This window comes from Chitinophaga vietnamensis (genome assembly GCF_902167635.1).
In the GTDB taxonomy this organism is placed as follows: Bacteria; Bacteroidota; Bacteroidia; order Chitinophagales; family Chitinophagaceae; genus Chitinophaga; species Chitinophaga vietnamensis.
Genome location: NZ_CABHMS010000004.1, coordinates 86,459 through 102,030, shown reverse-complemented (window position 1 = coordinate 102,030; position 15,572 = coordinate 86,459). Strand labels below are relative to the sequence as shown.

Annotated in this window: 17 protein-coding genes; 10 read left to right on the top strand and 7 right to left on the bottom strand. The window is 50.3% G+C overall.

Annotated elements, in window-relative coordinates:
* Window positions 1-64 precede the first annotated feature (64 nt).
* From FPG75_RS11580 to FPG75_RS11555, 6 genes are all read left to right on the top strand, one after another.
* Window positions 65-1,564: an eCIS core domain-containing protein gene (locus FPG75_RS11580; protein ID WP_143307017.1), complete on the top strand. Its 1,500-nt coding sequence runs from the start codon at window positions 65-67 to the stop codon at window positions 1,562-1,564.
* A gap of 72 nt (window positions 1,565-1,636) precedes the next feature.
* Window positions 1,637-1,894, top strand: a complete 258-nt coding sequence (locus FPG75_RS11575; protein WP_143307016.1) for a hypothetical protein — start codon at window positions 1,637-1,639, stop codon at window positions 1,892-1,894.
* A 136-nt stretch (window positions 1,895-2,030) separates the two neighbouring features.
* A complete protein-coding gene (locus FPG75_RS11570; RefSeq protein WP_236652777.1) occupies window positions 2,031-3,278 on the top strand; it encodes a DUF2130 domain-containing protein in 1,248 nt (415 codons plus the stop codon).
* A gap of 61 nt (window positions 3,279-3,339) precedes the next feature.
* On the top strand, window positions 3,340-3,969 hold the full coding sequence (locus FPG75_RS11565) for an HAD family hydrolase (RefSeq protein WP_143307014.1): 630 nt from the start codon (window positions 3,340-3,342) through the stop codon (window positions 3,967-3,969).
* A 179-nt stretch (window positions 3,970-4,148) separates the two neighbouring features.
* Window positions 4,149-4,787, top strand: a complete 639-nt coding sequence (locus FPG75_RS11560) for a DUF4136 domain-containing protein (RefSeq protein ID WP_143307013.1) — start codon at window positions 4,149-4,151, stop codon at window positions 4,785-4,787.
* A gap of 47 nt (window positions 4,788-4,834) precedes the next feature.
* Window positions 4,835-5,455, top strand: a complete 621-nt coding sequence (locus FPG75_RS11555) for an outer membrane beta-barrel protein (protein ID WP_143307012.1) — start codon at window positions 4,835-4,837, stop codon at window positions 5,453-5,455.
* 81 nt (window positions 5,456-5,536) lie between these two features.
* On the opposite strand, the gene FPG75_RS11550 is transcribed toward FPG75_RS11555, so the two are convergent.
* Window positions 5,537-6,577, bottom strand: coding sequence for an FAD:protein FMN transferase (locus tag FPG75_RS11550; protein ID WP_143307011.1), 1,041 nt, complete (start codon window positions 6,575-6,577; stop codon window positions 5,537-5,539).
* An 8-nt stretch (window positions 6,578-6,585) separates the two neighbouring features.
* Complete coding sequence (locus tag FPG75_RS11545; protein WP_143307010.1) at window positions 6,586-7,764, bottom strand: acyl-CoA dehydrogenase family protein; 1,179 nt, start codon at window positions 7,762-7,764, stop codon at window positions 6,586-6,588.
* A 77-nt stretch (window positions 7,765-7,841) separates the two neighbouring features.
* Between FPG75_RS11545 and FPG75_RS11540 the strand changes: the two genes are divergently transcribed.
* Window positions 7,842-8,279 (top strand): YciI family protein, encoded by a 438-nt coding sequence (locus tag FPG75_RS11540; protein ID WP_143307009.1) that lies wholly within the window; start codon window positions 7,842-7,844, stop codon window positions 8,277-8,279.
* A gap of 75 nt (window positions 8,280-8,354) precedes the next feature.
* Here the strand turns inward: FPG75_RS11540 and pyrF are convergent, their stop codons facing one another.
* The 3 genes from pyrF to FPG75_RS11525 all read right to left on the bottom strand — a co-directional run bounded on the left by pyrF (window position 8,355) and on the right by FPG75_RS11525 (window position 11,032).
* Window positions 8,355-9,164, bottom strand: a complete 810-nt coding sequence (gene pyrF, locus FPG75_RS11535) for an orotidine-5'-phosphate decarboxylase (protein ID WP_143307008.1) — start codon at window positions 9,162-9,164, stop codon at window positions 8,355-8,357.
* Window positions 9,165-9,242: 78 nt separating this feature from the next.
* Window positions 9,243-9,872 carry an FMN-binding negative transcriptional regulator gene (locus tag FPG75_RS11530; protein WP_143307007.1) on the bottom strand — a complete coding sequence of 210 codons (630 nt, stop codon included), beginning with the start codon at window positions 9,870-9,872 and terminating at the stop codon, window positions 9,243-9,245.
* Between the two features lie 62 nt (window positions 9,873-9,934).
* The gene (locus tag FPG75_RS11525) at window positions 9,935-11,032 is read right to left on the bottom strand and encodes an Mrp/NBP35 family ATP-binding protein (RefSeq protein ID WP_143307006.1); all 1,098 of its coding nucleotides are present in this window, start codon (window positions 11,030-11,032) and stop codon (window positions 9,935-9,937) included.
* Window positions 11,033-11,171: 139 nt separating this feature from the next.
* Here FPG75_RS11525 and FPG75_RS11520 point away from each other — a divergent pair, with 139 nt between their 5' ends.
* Window positions 11,172-11,828, top strand: coding sequence for a carboxypeptidase-like regulatory domain-containing protein (locus tag FPG75_RS11520; protein WP_143307005.1), 657 nt, complete (start codon window positions 11,172-11,174; stop codon window positions 11,826-11,828).
* Window positions 11,829-11,893: 65 nt separating this feature from the next.
* Entirely contained in the window at window positions 11,894-12,781 is an 888-nt protein-coding gene (locus tag FPG75_RS11515; RefSeq protein ID WP_143307004.1) for a 3-hydroxybutyryl-CoA dehydrogenase, read from the top strand.
* 90 nt (window positions 12,782-12,871) lie between these two features.
* On the opposite strand, the gene FPG75_RS11510 is transcribed toward FPG75_RS11515, so the two are convergent.
* Window positions 12,872-13,468, bottom strand: a complete 597-nt coding sequence (locus FPG75_RS11510) for an IMPACT family protein (RefSeq protein WP_143307003.1) — start codon at window positions 13,466-13,468, stop codon at window positions 12,872-12,874.
* Window positions 13,469-13,530: 62 nt separating this feature from the next.
* Window positions 13,531-14,559, bottom strand: a complete 1,029-nt coding sequence (ribD, locus tag FPG75_RS11505; protein WP_236652776.1) for a bifunctional diaminohydroxyphosphoribosylaminopyrimidine deaminase/5-amino-6-(5-phosphoribosylamino)uracil reductase RibD — start codon at window positions 14,557-14,559, stop codon at window positions 13,531-13,533.
* A 139-nt stretch (window positions 14,560-14,698) separates the two neighbouring features.
* On the opposite strand from ribD, the gene prmC reads away from it, so the two are divergent.
* Window positions 14,699-15,550: a peptide chain release factor N(5)-glutamine methyltransferase gene (prmC, locus tag FPG75_RS11500; RefSeq protein WP_161596762.1), complete on the top strand. Its 852-nt coding sequence runs from the start codon at window positions 14,699-14,701 to the stop codon at window positions 15,548-15,550.
* The last annotated feature ends 22 nt before the right edge of the window (window positions 15,551-15,572 follow it).

The window sequence follows — 15,572 nt, the reverse complement described above, 5'->3', positions numbered from 1 at the left end:
GTTATTCCCTGCCGAAAATGCTAACTTAGATAGCATAAACCCCGAATTTTCTAAAACCATTGTAATGACCACACATCGCCTCTGTTCCCCCAAACAGGTATCACCTGAACGTGCTGGCGCCTCTCAAAACGCTTCCGGCAAAATTCACAATGAATGTTTCCGTCAACTGCCCCTGCAACGCAAGCTCTCCGTGGGCGCTGTGGATGATCCCCTTGAAAGGGAAGCCGATGCAATGGCGGATGCGGTAATATCCCGTAAACCCTTGCCATCCGCCACTTTCATCCAACGGAAATGCCAGCATTGCGAAGAAGAAGACAAAGTGATGCGACATCCCGTGAGTGCCGTTGTACAACAGCAAAGCACGCCGGCCGTAGATGCGCATACCGAAAGCCGCATACATGCCAGCAAAGGAGGCGGCGCTGCGCTCCCCGAAAATGTGCGGCAGTCTATGGAAACGCGCATGGGACAAGACTTTTCGGCTGTACGCATACATACCGACGGTCAGGCGGCAGGCCTCTCCCGCAGCTTGCACGCACAGGCATTTACAGTAGGTAATGATATTTATTTCGACGCGGGAAAATTTGATCCCGGCTCATCAGAAGGCGCGCATTTGCTGGCGCATGAGCTATGGCATACTGTACAACAAGGCGAAGGGGGCCAGCAGCAGGCGGTGCAACGTTTTGCACCCAATCCGCCTGTAACCGTTACACCACAGCAAATAGCAGAAATGAGGGCGCTGATACAACAAGTGACGCAGTTAATGAGGGCTGGCGCCGTTACCGCAGAAGAAACAGCGGCGATTACCACTGCCGGCGCAGAAGCAGAAGCGGCTATCGTCACGGCTACTGAAATGGCCGCTGCCGGCGCTACCGCCACGGCAGTAGGCGAAGGCGCACTGGTTACTGCCGGCGGCCTCGCTGCCGACGATGTCACCGGCATAGGCGTCGCCGATGATGTGGCCATCCCCTTTGTATTGCTGGGCGCCGCCGTTGCTTTTGGCGTTGGCTTCGCCATAGGATATTCTGCCGACGCCATCGCCGCCGCCTGGCAAAAAGCCGCAGCAGCAGTAGCACGCACCGTGAGCCTCATCAGGGAAACGATCAAAGCCAGCAACCGCCGCAACCCGCGCCGCAACCCGCAACCCGCGCCCATTCCGGAAGTAGACCCTTATGAAGATCCGTATGCAGATCCGGAAACCAGCACCAGCAACCCCGACAAACCCCGCAACGATTGTTTCCGCATGAACCGGACATCACTCGTTTGTGAAGGCGGAGAAAAAGATCCCAAAGCAGCCTTGCGCGCTTTCCTTGAAAGATACAGCGCCCGCGCACAAGCCTCTTATGATCCTTCAAAATACGGCGCGCCGAAAGATATGGGCAAGTTCAAACCCGGCATTATCGACGCCTGCTCCAAAGGCCCCGGACAAAGCATCCACTTTGAAACAAACACGCCCGGCTACCCGATTGTCAGCATCTTCGGATGCGTGTGCTGCAATGCCGACGGCACTTCCGGCATTATCTGGCAAGGCGCCCACGACTCTGCCGGCGATATGCGCAAGAAATAACACTATGGTAATCCCTTCTTAATAAAACCCTAACAATGCTGATCTAAATTTAATAGTACAAAAAGCTACATCATGCAAAAGATCATCACCGTTACTATTGATCCTACCAAGCTGCAACCTGCCACCGGCACTGATGCAGATGCCGCGTGTTTTGTAAACGAGCTGCCCGAACTCAATCAATACCTCAGCGAAGGCTGGGTGATCGAAGAATGGGAAAGGCTCACACCGGCCGGCAATGACCGCATCACCCTCCTCTTCGTATTAACGGACGAGATCGATGAAATGGCCGACCAGTACGAGTTTGAAGAAGACCAACTCGAAGAAGAATAAGATAATTATTGTTTGTTTGATTATGTTGATTGGAAGGGAAGGAATTTCCTTCCTTTTTTTATTCCTCCCGCTCTCGTAATTTAGTGGTACTATGGGTACATCAATTACGTGTCCTAATTGCAAACACCAGTTTGTAATGGAAGATGCTTTTGCAGCGGATATAGAAAAAGAAATGCGGGGCAAGATGGAATCAGAATGGCGCAAGCGCCTCGAATCGCTGCAAGCAGAAAAGAATACTTTGCTGTCGGAGAAAAGTAAAATGGCACAGGAACGGCAACAGATCGAAACGCTGCGCCAGCAACAGGAAGACGAGATCGCCAAACGGGTGATGGTGGAAAAACAACGCCTCCAGGAAAGCCTTGCGCAAGACCTCCGCAGGTCTATTTCCGAAGACTATAACAACCAGCTCCTCCTCCTCAAACAAGCCAACGAAGAGCAGGAAGAAAAACTCAAAGAAGCCCGCAAACAGGAGCTGGAATTCCTCCGCAAGGAACAGGAACTAAAGAACAAAGAACAGGAACTGGAAATCATCTCACAGAAGAAAATACTGGAAGCCCGCACCGAGCTGGCAGAGCAGATCCGCAAGGAAGAAGCAGACCGCAACCTCCTCAAAGACACCGAACACCAACTGCGCCTGCGCGAACTTGAAAAACAACTCGAAGACCAACGACGCCTCGCAGAAGAAATGAAGCGCCGCGCCGAACAAGGCTCCTCTCAATTACAAGGCGAAGTACAGGAACTCGTGCTGGAAGAAATGCTCCGTATCAACTTCCCCTACGATGAGATAACGCCCGTCGGCAAAGGCATCCGCGGGGCCGACTGCATCCAGCTGGTACGCAACCAATATGGCCAGGAATGCGGTCGCATCATCTACGAAAGCAAACGCACCAAAGAATTTGTACGCGACTGGGTAGAAAAACTCAAAGCCGATATGCGCAGCCAGGGCGTGGATATCGCCATCCTCGTTACGCAAACCATGCCCAAAGACATGGAACGCTTCGGCGAAAAAGAAGGTATCTGGATATGCACCTTCGCCGAAGTGAAAGCCCTCGCCTACGTGCTCCGCGACGGTATCGTAAAGGTGTCCAGCGCACTCCGCACACAGGAAAACAAAGGCGATAAAATGCACATGCTCTACTCCTACCTCACCGGCGGCGAATTTGCAGAACAATGGAAAGCCATCCGCGAAGGCTTCATGTCCATGCGCCTTTCCATACAAAAAGAACGCGATGCCATGGAGAAGATATGGAAAGCCAGAGAGAAACAACTGGAAAAAGTACTCCTAAATGCCGCACACATCAAAGGTTCCATCGAAGGCATCGCCGGCAGCGATTCCGTCGATCTCAAATTACTCGAAGATGCCGCCGATGATCTCGCCGATTAATCATCTCTCCCATAAAATAAATAAATAACAAAATATATAAATATATAATTATTTTCGGTCCATGAAAGACCAGACGCTTACTACTTATAAAGCCATTATCTTCGACCTCGGTGCAGTATTGGTGGATTGGAATCCACGGTACCTGTACAGGAAAATATTTGATAAAACGGAAGACATGGAATACTTCCTGAGCAATATCTGCACCTCTGAATGGAATGAAGAACAGGATGCAGGCAGAAGTTTACAGGATGGCACCGAACTGCTCGTTAGCCAGCACCCGGCCCATGAAGCCAATATCCGCGCCTATTACGGCCGATGGAAAGAAATGCTCAACGGCGAAATCAGCGGCACCGTAGCCCTGCTGGAATCATTGAAGAAAAGCGGCAAATACCAACTGTATGCGCTCACCAACTGGTCCAACGAAACGTTCCCGCTGGCGCTGGTACAATATCCTTTCATGCAATGGTTCGATGGCATCGTGGTATCCGGACGCGAAAAGCAACGCAAGCCTTCGCCCTCTTTTTATCACCTGCTGCTCGACCGCTACCATGTAAAAGCAGCCGAAGCGCTTTTCATCGATGATAATCCACGCAATGTGAAAGCAGCTGAAGCACTGGGCATCAACAGCATTCTCTTCACCGATCCTGTGCAATTACAACACGCGCTCTCCGATAAAAATATCCTTAGCTAAAACTATAATCTAATATATAAACCACTCTGCTTGTTAACCCTGTCGCTACTTTAGAATTATCTTAACATTTCTCTAGTAAACCTTTTGTAACTATTCGCCATCAAAAGCGTTTGAATGATAACACCATGCCATTTGTTAATCCCACCAGGAAACCATTTTGAAAATTAATACGCTAGGATATGAAAAGAACATTGTATTTACTCAGCAGCATTGCCGCTTTCGTGGCAATTGTCTCTTTCAGCGGATGTGCCAAGGACCCCCTAAAAGATATGACGCAGGAAGAATCCCGGATCTACATCACGAACCATGATAGCAACGCAAATTTCTCCTCCTATTCAACATTCAGTATAGTAGATTCCGTTGCGGTGCTTACCACCCGCGATTCTGCAAAGAAAGCATTGACCGACTACGACAAGCAACTGATCGCATCTGTAAAAACTGCGATGCAGGCACGTGGTTATACTTTGGTGGATAAAGCCGCCAAACCCGACCTTGGCATCAACCTCACCCGCATCGATAACTCCTACACCAACGTATCCTGGAACCCGGGATGGTGGGGCGGTGCAGGCTGGTGGGACCCCGGCTACTGGGGCTTCCCCGGCGGCGGATGGTACTGGCCTTCTTATTATGTAGTGTACCAGGTGAGCGAAAAACAAACTGCCATCGACCTGTTTGATCTGAAACATCCGACCGACAATAAACTCACCGCTGTCTGGAACTCGCTATGGCGCGGCTCCGGCGTGTGGAACATCAACAATGTGGATAGCATGGTCAAAGCTTCTTTCGACCAATCGCCTTATCTCACTAAAAACAAATAACATCTTTTTGAAGATGTTGATTCAGCAAATTTTAAATTGATTGGAAGATGAAAAAGATAAAAAACTGGATATTGATTTTTGCGGGATGTATCGCCACACAGGCCGTTTCAGCACAGGTACGTCCGCCATTGTCTGTAGATGTGAACTATTCCATCGCACAACCATTCGGATCATTGAAAGATTATAGCAACAAAACCAGCTTCCGTGGATGGAGCGCCGGATTGCAATACATGCTGAACAACCAGCTGTCGGTAGGCCTCCGCACTGGCTTCCAGGACTTCTATGAAAAAGTGCCGCGCGCCGTTTACCCGGATAAGATGGGCGATGTATCCGCCGTGCAAACACGTACCTTGCAGGTGATACCCATACAAGCTACCGTGGGCTGGGCTTTCACCACGCCAGACAAACCCGTGATCCCCTATGCTTCCCTCGGCATAGGCGCAGCAAATATGAACTACGAAAAATACTGGGGAGAATTTGTAGAGAAGAACAACAGCTGGCAGTTCATGGTGAGCCCGGAAGTGGGCATCAACGTGCCTTTCGGGAAAGCGTCACCAGTGCTGTTCAATGCGAGCGTAAGGTATAACTATGCGCCTTACAACTTCAACGACATCACCAGTTTCAATTCTATACAGGGAAATATCGGATTGAGGTTCCACCTGAACTAAAATCTTTTATCCATATTCTAGAAAAGCGGAGAGTGAGAGTGTATCCCGCAGCAGTTGATCTGTTGCGGGATTTTTTTATGGTCAGAATTCCATATAATGCCGGAAACCTTTGCTGAAGGCCTCTTTGATGGTGCCGTCATTGGCTTTGTAAATATACAATGCTTCCAGTCCGTATTGCGGATGCCGTTGCAGCCAACGCAGTCCGGGTTCCACGCCCATCAGGATAAGGGGGTTGTCAAACGCATCTGCCGTGAAACAATCTTTCGCGATCACCGTTACGCTGATAATATTGTTATGCAAGGCCTCTCCCGTTTTCGGGTGAATGGTATGCGCAAAGCGCGTACGGCCCTGATCGAAGAAACGGCGGTAATTACCGCTGGTAGCAATGCCTTTGTTGGGCAGCCGCACCAGCCCCTGTACCGGCTCATAAGTAGTATCGCCGGGCGATGGGCGCTCGATGCCAACGCTCCATATCTTGTTCATATGGTTATGGCCTTTGGCGCACAGCTCTCCGCCTACGTCCACGAGGTAATTGGAGATGCCCTGCTGTTCAAGGAAGCGGCCGATCACATCTACCGTATATCCCTGTGCGATGCCATTACAATCTATCTGTACTCCTTTCTTTGTTGTACGTAAAGTGTTCCCTTTTACGGCGAGATAACGGGAACCAATATACGGCATTGTGCGCCGGATACTGTCTGCCGGCGGGATGCCTTTAAATGAAGGTTTGCTGACACCGAAGCCCCAGAGGTACACAAGCGGTTTTACGGTGATATCGAACAGACCGTCCGTTGCTTTGTTGGTGAACAAGGCTTTAGCGATCACGGCGCGCATATGTTCATCCATCTGCACTTCGCCGGTTTCGTTAAAACGGTTGATGAGCGAGCCGGGCTTGTACAGCGATAACGACTGATCGATCACGTGAAATACAGAATCGATACGGCTTTGCAGCGATGCAGTATCTGCCGAAAGATATTTGACGATGTAATAAGTGCCTTGCGCTTTGCCTTCGCAGGCTACCAGGCGGAGTGCAGTGTCACTAACGTTGCGGGCTATACGCTGTTGCGCATGCCCGGCCATGGCGGCGGAAAAACACAGCAGCCAGCAAACTTTTCTGAACATGTAATTTTTTATTTAAACGCATCTAAACCGGTAATATCCATGCCGGTGATGAGCAAATGTACTTCATGTGTACCTTCGTAGGTAATCACACTTTCGAGGTTCATCATGTGCCGCATCACGGGGAATTCGCCGGTAATGCCCATGCCGCCCAGTATGGAGCGCGCATCACGGGCGATTTTGGTGGCCACCTCGCAGGAATTGCGCTTGGCCATGGATATCTGCGCGGGCGTGGCTTTGCCTTCATTTTTCAATACGCCGAGGCGCCAGTTCATCAGCTGTGCCTTGGTGATTTCGGTGATCATCTCCGCCAGTTTTTTCTGTGTGAGCTGGAAACCGCCGATGGGGCGGCCAAACTGCACCCTTTCTTTGGCATAGCGGAGCGCGGTATCATAACAGTCCATCGCCGCGCCGATCACGCCCCAGGCGATGCCATAGCGGGCGGAAGAGAGGCAGCTGAGCGGGCCTTTCAATCCTTTTACATTGGGTAATATATTAGCTTTAGGCACTTTCACATTATCGAATACCAGCTCGCCGGTAGCGCTGGCGCGCAGGCTCCACTTGCCTTTCGTTTCCGGCGTGCTGAAGCCTTCCATGCCGCGCTCCACGATGATGCCGCGGATATCTCCGCCGCTATCTTTTGCCCATACCACCGCAATATCTGCAAAGGGCGCATTGGATATCCACATCTTGGCGCCATTGAGAATAACGTGATCGCCATCTTCGCGGAAGTTGGTGATCATGCCCGCAGGGTTGGAACCGTGGTCTGGCTCGGTAAGACCGAAACAGCCCATCAGCTCGCCCGTGGCCAGTTTGGGCAGATATCTCTTTTTCTGTTCTTCGCTGCCGAACGTAAAGATCGGGTACATCACCAGCGAGCCTTGCACAGAAGCAGTAGAGCGAATGCCGCTATCGCCGCGTTCCAGCTCCTGCATCATGAGGCCATAAGCAATATGATCAAGGCCGCCGCCGCCGTATTCAACGGGAATGGTAGGCCCAAAACAGCCGAGACTTCCAAGCCCGTTAATGATCTGAGAGGGAAAGGCTGCACGCTGGCAGTAGTCTTCAATAACGGGAGATATTTCTTTTTTCACCCACTGCCTCACGGCATCGCGGATCAACAGGTGTTCTTCGGTCAACAAGGCATCTACAGCAAAATAATCAGGGGATTGAAACAGATCTTTCAGCATGTGAGCTCAATTTTATGTATATAGCAATATAAGCAGTTTGCGGGAAACTTAGTACCTTAGGCGCAAATTCGAGAGCTATGGCAAGCAAAGTAATACCTGCACTGCTGCTGTTGGGGTTTTTAGTCACTGTGATGATATCCTTTCGCCCCACGCCATTGCGATCCGTTGCGCTGACAGTTATACCACAAAAAACATTACCCGGTGTTTCGCCAGAACTGAAAAAATACTGGATGATCTTTCTGAAAACCGGTCCACATCGCGATCAGCCGAAAGCTGAAGCCGAAGAGATACAACGGGCGCATATCGCCAATATCGAACGTCTTGCGAAAGATGGCAAGATCCTGATAGCCGGCCCATTCGAAAATGCCGGTGAAATGAAAGGGATTTTTATTATGGATTGTAAAGACAGCCTGGAAGCGGTAAGCCTTGTAAACACAGACCCTGCAGTAAAAGCGGGCCGCCTGGGGTTTGAGGTGAAATCGTGGTGGACGGCGAAGAATTGTATATTTAAGTGATTTACGGATTTATTGATTTACGGATTTAAGAATTTAGGAATTCGACACAAATCCCTAAATCCGTAAATCAAAAAATCAAAAAATTCGTAAATATTCCGCCATTTCCTGTTGATATTGTAAGGCTATATTGCGGGCATCTGTTGCAAAATCTTCTCCATTACCGGCGTAGATGATGGCACGGCTGGCATTTACCAGCAGGCCGCAATCTTTGTTCATGGCCTGTTTGGAGATCTCTTCCAGGCTACCGCCCTGTGCGCCTACACCAGGTACGAGGAAGAAGTGTTCCGGTACCAGTTTGCGGATATACCCCAGCTGTGAAGATTGTGTAGCGCCTACCACGAACATCAGGTTCTCCGGTGTTCCCCATTGCATACCGGCTTTCATCACTTTTTCAAAGAGATATTCTTCACCGAACTGTTGCAGTTCAAAATCCTGCGCGCCTTCGTTGGACGTGAGCCCCAGCATAATCGCCCATTTCTCCGGGAATTGCAGAAATGGCATAACGCTGTCGCGGCCCATATACGGCGCTACGGTCACGGAGTCGAATTGATAGGTTTCGAAAAATGTTTTGGCGTATTGTGCGGAAGTATTGCCGATATCGCCACGTTTGGCGTCAGCAATGGTAAAGATGCCTTCAGGGATATATTCTACGGTACGTTGCAGGCTTTCCCAGCCGCGGATCCCCATGCTTTCATAGAAAGCAGTATTGATCTTGTATGCAACACAAAGGTCTTTGGTAGCATCAATGATCGCCTTGTTAAAAGCAAACACCGGATCTGCATGAGCAAGCAGGTGTTTTGGAATCTTTTGTATGTCTGTATCCAATCCTACACACAGATAAGATTGCCTTTCCTTGATCAGATTCACCAATTCCTGTCGATTCATAGTCGGTTAATTTGGGGCGCAAAGTTAAGCAAAACTTACGCAGTGACCGCAAGATATTCTTTTTTGGAGTGATAGCGATCAACTTTTTTTGATTCCCCGGCGGGCCTCCATTTCGGCGGCAATACGCAGGGAATGCACATCTCCGCGCGCTTTCAGGTGATCGATCACGCTGTTATAATCGTGTTCATTTTTGTTCTGGCTGAGCTTATAACGCGCATTCACCTGTGTTAATGGCAGTTCAAAACCAACGATGGCCTTGAGGTTGTTCTGCATGGTCTTTTCATCTATATCACTGATATGCACCGGATGTTCGGAGCCAGCTTCAAAAGTATCGACCAATGCCCCGAGGGCCTGGCGGAGCTCTTCTTCACTCATGATACGGATACGGCCATGTACATGCACAGCAATATAATTCCAGGTAGATATCCTGTCTTTCTCATACCAGGAAGCGGAAACATAAGTATGCGGTTCAGAGAACACCGCGAGGGTATCAGCTTTGGTGAACCATTGCCATTGCGGGTTGATCTTCGCGATATGGCCATGTAACACAAAATTGCCGGGGCTTTTCTCTACCAGCATCATGGGGATATGCGTGGCATGCGGCGTTCCTTCTTCATCAGTGTTGACCAGCATTCCAAAACTATTCTCACGGATAAATGCGGCGATGGTTTCCCAATTGGTTTCTTTGTTATAATTCGGCGTGTGCATAGCATTACATTATCAACACTGCTCCATTAACATGGAGCAGTGTTGTTTTATGGATAGATAGATTAAACAACAATGTCTACGATCCTGGTGGGTGCGATGTTGGCATTACGCATGGCGATGCTGCGGGCGGCATTGCCGGCTACTTCCAGAAAGGCTTTGCGGGTGATCGCATCGTTGGAGGCCATTACAGGTACGCCTGCATCGCCGCCTTCGCGGATGCTTTGCACCAGCGGTATCTGGCCCAGGAAAGGTATTTCCAGTTCTTCGGCGAGGTGCTTGCCACCTTCTTTACCAAAGATGTAATATTTATTTTCGGGCAATTCAGCCGGTGTGAAGTAGGCCATATTTTCCACGAGACCGATGATCGGCACATTGATCTGCTGGCCCATGAACATGGCGATACCTTTCCTGGCATCGGCCAGTGCTACATCCTGCGGCGTGGTCACGATCACGGCGCCGGTAACCGGAACGGTTTGCACCAGCGTGAGGTGGATATCGCCGGTGCCGGGAGGCATATCGATGATGAGATAATCGAGATCGCCCCAATACACATCGGTGATGAACTGGCGCAAAGCGCTGCTGGCCATCGGTCCGCGCCATACTACTGCCTGTCTTTCATCGATCAGCAGGCCGATAGACATGAACTTGATACCGAATTTTTCCATCGGCTGTATCATGCCTTTGCCTTCTACGCTCACCATCATCGGCCTTTCGCCGCGTACGCCGAACATGATAGGAACAGAAGGGCCGTAGATATCGGCATCCATGAGGCCAACACGCGCGCCGTCGCGGCCCAGTGCCAGCGCGAGGTTGGAGGCCACGGTGGATTTACCTACGCCACCCTTGCCGGAGGCTACTACGATGATATTTTTTACGTTGGGCAAAGCGCCTTGTCCGTCTTTTCTTTTGCTGTTCACGTTGGCGGTCATCACCACTTCCACTTCAGCATCTTTATTGACAACAAGATGGATCGCGTTGATGCAGGCATTGCGGATCATCTCTTTTAGCGGACAGGCAGGCGTAGTCAGCACTACCGTAAACTTCACTTTATTGCCGTCAATCTCTATATCTTTCACCATGTTCAACGTAACCAGGTCCTTCCCCAGATCCGGCTCTTCTACGTTGCTCAGGGCCTGTAAAATCTGCTCTTTCGTCATCATAAATTGTTGTTAAAATTTGATTCCTGACGGCAAAGTTAACCCAATTGGAACTTAATTTACAATTTCGCTTTACGGCAGATAAAACCGTAAAACAAAGGGATTACAACAGTAAAGTAATTTTCAATATCTTAGGGCCGGCATGCATCACAAAAGATCCTACATACTGTCACTTATTTTAGCATTCCTTTTATCTCCTTTCCTGCTGAAAGCACAGATTACGGAATTTAAGGACAGCATTATCCAGATTTCTGGTATCACTATGACGGCAGACAGCCTCAAGGCCATTCCCGCGGTGAGTATTATGATAAAGGGCCAGGGCCGCGGTACGATCTCCAACAGCCAGGGTATCTTTTCCATCGTGGCATTCAAAGGCGATACGCTGAGCTTCAGCGCGGTGGGCTTCCGGAAAAAAGATTACAAAATACCGCTTACGCTCAAAGGCAATAGTTTTTCCCTGATACAATTACTGGTGGAAGATACCACCTACCTGCCTGTTACCATCATCAGGCCGTACCCGACACGGGAAGAATTTGAACGCACCTTCGCCACCACCGAGATACCGGATGATGCTTACGAAATAGCCAGAAAAAACACAGAGAACGCCAAAATACGCGCCCTGGCGCGTTTCACGCCGATCGACGGGCGCGAGGGCACCGGCATGTACCTCAACAAACAGGCGCAATCACTATATTATGCCGGCCAGCAGGCCCCGCAAAATATCTTCAACCCGCTGGCATGGGCCCAGTTTATCCAGGCCTGGAAACGGGGCGATTTCAAACGTAAAGATGATTATTAGTTGATTTATCGGTTTATTCGTTTATTTGTTAATTAGACCAACGAGCAAATAAACATTCATACGCCATGCAAAAAATCGCAGTCATTGGCGCAGGCACCATGGGAAATGGTATTGCGCACGTATTTGCACAGAACGGCTATGCCGTACACCTGATAGATGTTGCTGAAACGGCCCTCCAGAAAGCCTTACAGACCATCGCCAAAAACCTGGACCGCCAGGTAGCCAAAGGCGCCGCCACGGAAGAAACCAAAACACAAACGCTGGCTAACATCACCACCTTCACCTCCATCGCCGATGGCGTGAAAGACGTATCGCTGGTAGTAGAAGCCGCCACCGAAAATGTAACGCTGAAGCTGAAGATCTTCCAGGAGCTGGACCAGCACGCACATCCCGATGCTATACTCGCTACCAACACCTCCTCTATCTCTATCACAAAAATTGCCGCCGCTACCAAACGCCCCGGTAAAGTGATCGGCATGCACTTCATGAACCCTGTACCAGTCATGAAACTGGTAGAGATCATCAATGGCTACGCCACTGAAAAGACTGTTACCACCGAGATCACCGCCTTATCCGAAAAACTGGGCAAAGTGCCTTGCGTAGTGAACGATTACCCCGGCTTCATCGCCAATCGCATTCTCATGCCCATGATCAATGAAGCGATCTGCTCACTCTTTGAAGGCGTGGCAGGCGTACAGGAAATCGACACCGTAATGAAACTCGGCATGGCCCATCCCATGGGACCCTTGCAGCTGGCGGATTTCATCGGACTGGATGTTTGTCTCTCTATCCTCAATGTATTACACGATGGCTTCGGCAATCCAAAATATGCGCCCTGCCCCCTGCTCGTGAATATGGTTACTGCCGGCTACCTCGGCGTGAAAAGCGGAGAAGGATTTTACAAGTATACCGCGGGTAGTAAGGATTTGGTGGTGAGCGAACGTTTTAAGTAATCATTTATGAATTTTTTGATTTACGGATTTTTTGATTTATGGATATCTCTCCAATCAAAAAATCCGTAAATCAAAAAATTCATAAATCCATCAGGCTTTTTTTATCTCCAGCCCGCGGATATCGCGCAAACGCAGCAAGCACAATTCCTCGCTGGCTTTGGGAATACCGATATCCATATTGCAGAAGAGTTGCAGCTCCTGGGAGATGACAGTGCAATTATTTTGTTTTACGATTATCATCACTTCGTTCATGATCGTATAGTCGAAGGTGAGATGATATTTGGCTTCGATATTTTTTTGCACAACAGGTATCAGTTGCAGCACCATGGCCGCGCTCATCTTATAGGCATTGATCAGGCCCGGAACGCCAAGCAGGGTACCGCCGAAATAGCGGACCACTACAATGAGCACATCGGTGAGTTGCTTGCTGTCGATCTGGCCGAGGATGGGCTTTCCTGCGGAGCCGGAAGGCTCTCCGTCGTCGTTGGCGCGGAATTGCAGGCCATCGGTGCCCAGGCGGTAGGCATAGCAATGGTGCGTGGCTTTGGGGTGCTCTTTTTTAATTTCCAGCAGACATGCTTTCACATCATCCGCGGATTTAACCGGCCAGGCGTAGGCCAGGAATTTGCTGCCTCTGTCTTTGAACTCTGCTACAGCGGTTTTATCAATCGTAAAATAAACCTCCATCAGTATAATTTAGAAAAACCAAATATCAATGCTACCGGGCTTTCGCCCGCGGGGTGAAATAGCTATGCAACAATGCCGGTACGGCGGAAATAATCGATACGGTCGCCAGCAAGGTACGTAGTATGCACCAGTGTGGCGTTGGGAAGCGCGGGCGCCTGCACGCCTGTGGGCAGTGTAGCCGTTCCCGTTATAATGCGGGCCTCATCCCAGAGGCCGGCCTCCATGAAGCGTTGTAATACGTAGGAGCCGCCTTCCACCAGGATGCTCTGTATCTGGCGGTGGTGGAGCATTTCCATCAGTTGCGGCAACAGGTTATGGCGGAAATCGGCCTGCATGGTTTCGGTGAGGCCGTGCGTATCTGCTGCTTCGGCTGTGATGAAAATAGTGGGGACGGCGCCATCCCAGAGATGGTGTGTGCGCGGCACTTTCAGCTCCCGGTCTATCACGAGGCGCAGGGGGTCTTTGCCGGGCCACAGGCGCGTATTGAGCCGGGGATTATCGGTGATGGCGGTGCGCGTGCCCACAAGTATGCTCATTTCTTCGCTGCGCCATTGATGTACGAGGCGGTTGCTGTAATCGTTGGAGATGCGGAATGGGGCGCCATCTGCGGCGGCCATGAACCCATTGGCTGTTTGTGCCCATTTGAGTACGATGTAGGGGCGCTTCTCTTCATGAAAAGTAAAAAAGCGGCGGTTGATATCGCGGCAGGCCTGCTCCAATATGCCGGTATGCACTTTGATACCGGCCTTCTGCAGCTTTTCGATGCCTTTGCCGGCCACGGCGGAGAAAGTATCCACACAACCGATCACCACTTCCGGAATTTTATGCGATACGATGAGATCTGCACAGGGCGGCGTTTTGCCGTGATGCGCGCAAGGTTCCAGGCTCACGTACATGGTGGCAAATGGTATCAGTGCGCGGTCTTCTTCCGGTACGCTGTTGATACAATTCACTTCTGCATGCGCCTGCCCGTACTGGCGGTGATAGCCCTCGCCGATGATCCGGTGCTGGTGCACCAGCACCGCGCCTACCATAGGGTTAGGCGCTACCTGCCCTGCTCCCATCGCTGCCAGTTGCAGGCAGCGTTGCATAAAAAATTCATTTGTGGTCCTGTCCATCATAATCCCCTAAATAATAACTTTGCAAAAATATCGTTTTTAGCGGACGGAAAGGCAGCCCCTGTCTTGCATTTTCTGGCAACACAAACAGCACAACTCTAAATTAGCAGCATTGACTATACAAACAGCATTTACCTATCTCACCGGCGCCATCAGCGATATTTATGATGAGCGGGAGGCCGCCAACATTGCGCATATTGTACTGGAACACCTCACCGGGATGAGTAAGCTGGACCGCATTATCCACAAGGCACAATTACTGAGCACCGAACAGCATGCCGGCCTGAAAGCCGCTATCACAGCGCTACAGCGCCATGAGCCGGTACAATACATCACCGGCAGCAGCTGGTTCTATGGCATGGAACTGCTGGTAACGCCGGATGTATTGATCCCCCGCCCTGAAACTGAGGAGCTGGTAGAATGGATCGTGCAGGATGCCGCCACGCAGCCATCAGCGCATATCCTGGACATTGGTACTGGTAGCGGATGTATCCCGCTGGCGCTGAAGAAAAGCCTGCCGGCCGCTACAGTGTGGGGGATCGACGTGAGTGAAGGCGCATTGCAGGTGGCCCGTAACAACGGGGTCCGTCAGAAACTGGATGTCACCTTCAAACATACCGATGTGCTGGATGCCTTACAGGTGGCGGATCTTCCCAACTTTAATATTATTGTCAGCAATCCTCCATATATCACACAAAGCGAAAAAAAATCCATGCAACAACAGGTATGGGGTTTTGAACCTTCGCTGGCACTGTTTGTACCGGACAACGACGCGCTGTTGTTCTACCGTCACATCTCGCTGCTGGCGCAGAACAAGCTGAAACCCGGTGGCCTGCTGTATTTCGAGATCAACGAAGCCCTCGGCAAAGAAGTGGTGGCACTCATGGAAAGCCACGGATTTACGGAAGTGGAGTTGAAGCAGGATATGTTCGGGAAAGATAGAATGGTAAGGGGTCAACTTTAAATAAAACACCCGCGCTGACGGC

What these genes read in the sequence shown, in the direction of transcription:
- FPG75_RS11530 (WP_143307007.1), bottom strand. Translation starts at nt 9,872, where the DNA reads ATGCACACGCCGAATTATAACAAAGAAACCAATTGGGAAACCATCGCC.
- FPG75_RS11520 (WP_143307005.1), top strand. Translation starts at nt 11,172, where the DNA reads ATGCATCACAAAAGATCCTACATACTGTCACTTATTTTAGCATTCCTT.
- FPG75_RS11560 (WP_143307013.1), top strand. Translation starts at nt 4,149, where the DNA reads ATGAAAAGAACATTGTATTTACTCAGCAGCATTGCCGCTTTCGTGGCA.
- FPG75_RS11570 (WP_236652777.1), top strand. Translation starts at nt 2,031, where the DNA reads ATGGAAGATGCTTTTGCAGCGGATATAGAAAAAGAAATGCGGGGCAAG.
- ribD (WP_236652776.1), bottom strand. Translation starts at nt 14,559, where the DNA reads ATGCAACGCTGCCTGCAACTGGCAGCGATGGGAGCAGGGCAGGTAGCG.
- FPG75_RS11555 (WP_143307012.1), top strand. Translation starts at nt 4,835, where the DNA reads ATGAAAAAGATAAAAAACTGGATATTGATTTTTGCGGGATGTATCGCC.
- FPG75_RS11545 (WP_143307010.1), bottom strand. Translation starts at nt 7,764, where the DNA reads ATGCTGAAAGATCTGTTTCAATCCCCTGATTATTTTGCTGTAGATGCC.
- FPG75_RS11540 (WP_143307009.1), top strand. Translation starts at nt 7,842, where the DNA reads ATGGCAAGCAAAGTAATACCTGCACTGCTGCTGTTGGGGTTTTTAGTC.
- FPG75_RS11525 (WP_143307006.1), bottom strand. Translation starts at nt 11,032, where the DNA reads ATGATGACGAAAGAGCAGATTTTACAGGCCCTGAGCAACGTAGAAGAG.
- FPG75_RS11565 (WP_143307014.1), top strand. Translation starts at nt 3,340, where the DNA reads ATGAAAGACCAGACGCTTACTACTTATAAAGCCATTATCTTCGACCTC.
- FPG75_RS11580 (WP_143307017.1), top strand. Translation starts at nt 65, where the DNA reads ATGACCACACATCGCCTCTGTTCCCCCAAACAGGTATCACCTGAACGT.
- FPG75_RS11515 (WP_143307004.1), top strand. Translation starts at nt 11,894, where the DNA reads ATGCAAAAAATCGCAGTCATTGGCGCAGGCACCATGGGAAATGGTATT.
- FPG75_RS11510 (WP_143307003.1), bottom strand. Translation starts at nt 13,468, where the DNA reads ATGGAGGTTTATTTTACGATTGATAAAACCGCTGTAGCAGAGTTCAAA.
- pyrF (WP_143307008.1), bottom strand. Translation starts at nt 9,164, where the DNA reads ATGAATCGACAGGAATTGGTGAATCTGATCAAGGAAAGGCAATCTTAT.
- FPG75_RS11575 (WP_143307016.1), top strand. Translation starts at nt 1,637, where the DNA reads ATGCAAAAGATCATCACCGTTACTATTGATCCTACCAAGCTGCAACCT.
- FPG75_RS11550 (WP_143307011.1), bottom strand. Translation starts at nt 6,577, where the DNA reads ATGTTCAGAAAAGTTTGCTGGCTGCTGTGTTTTTCCGCCGCCATGGCC.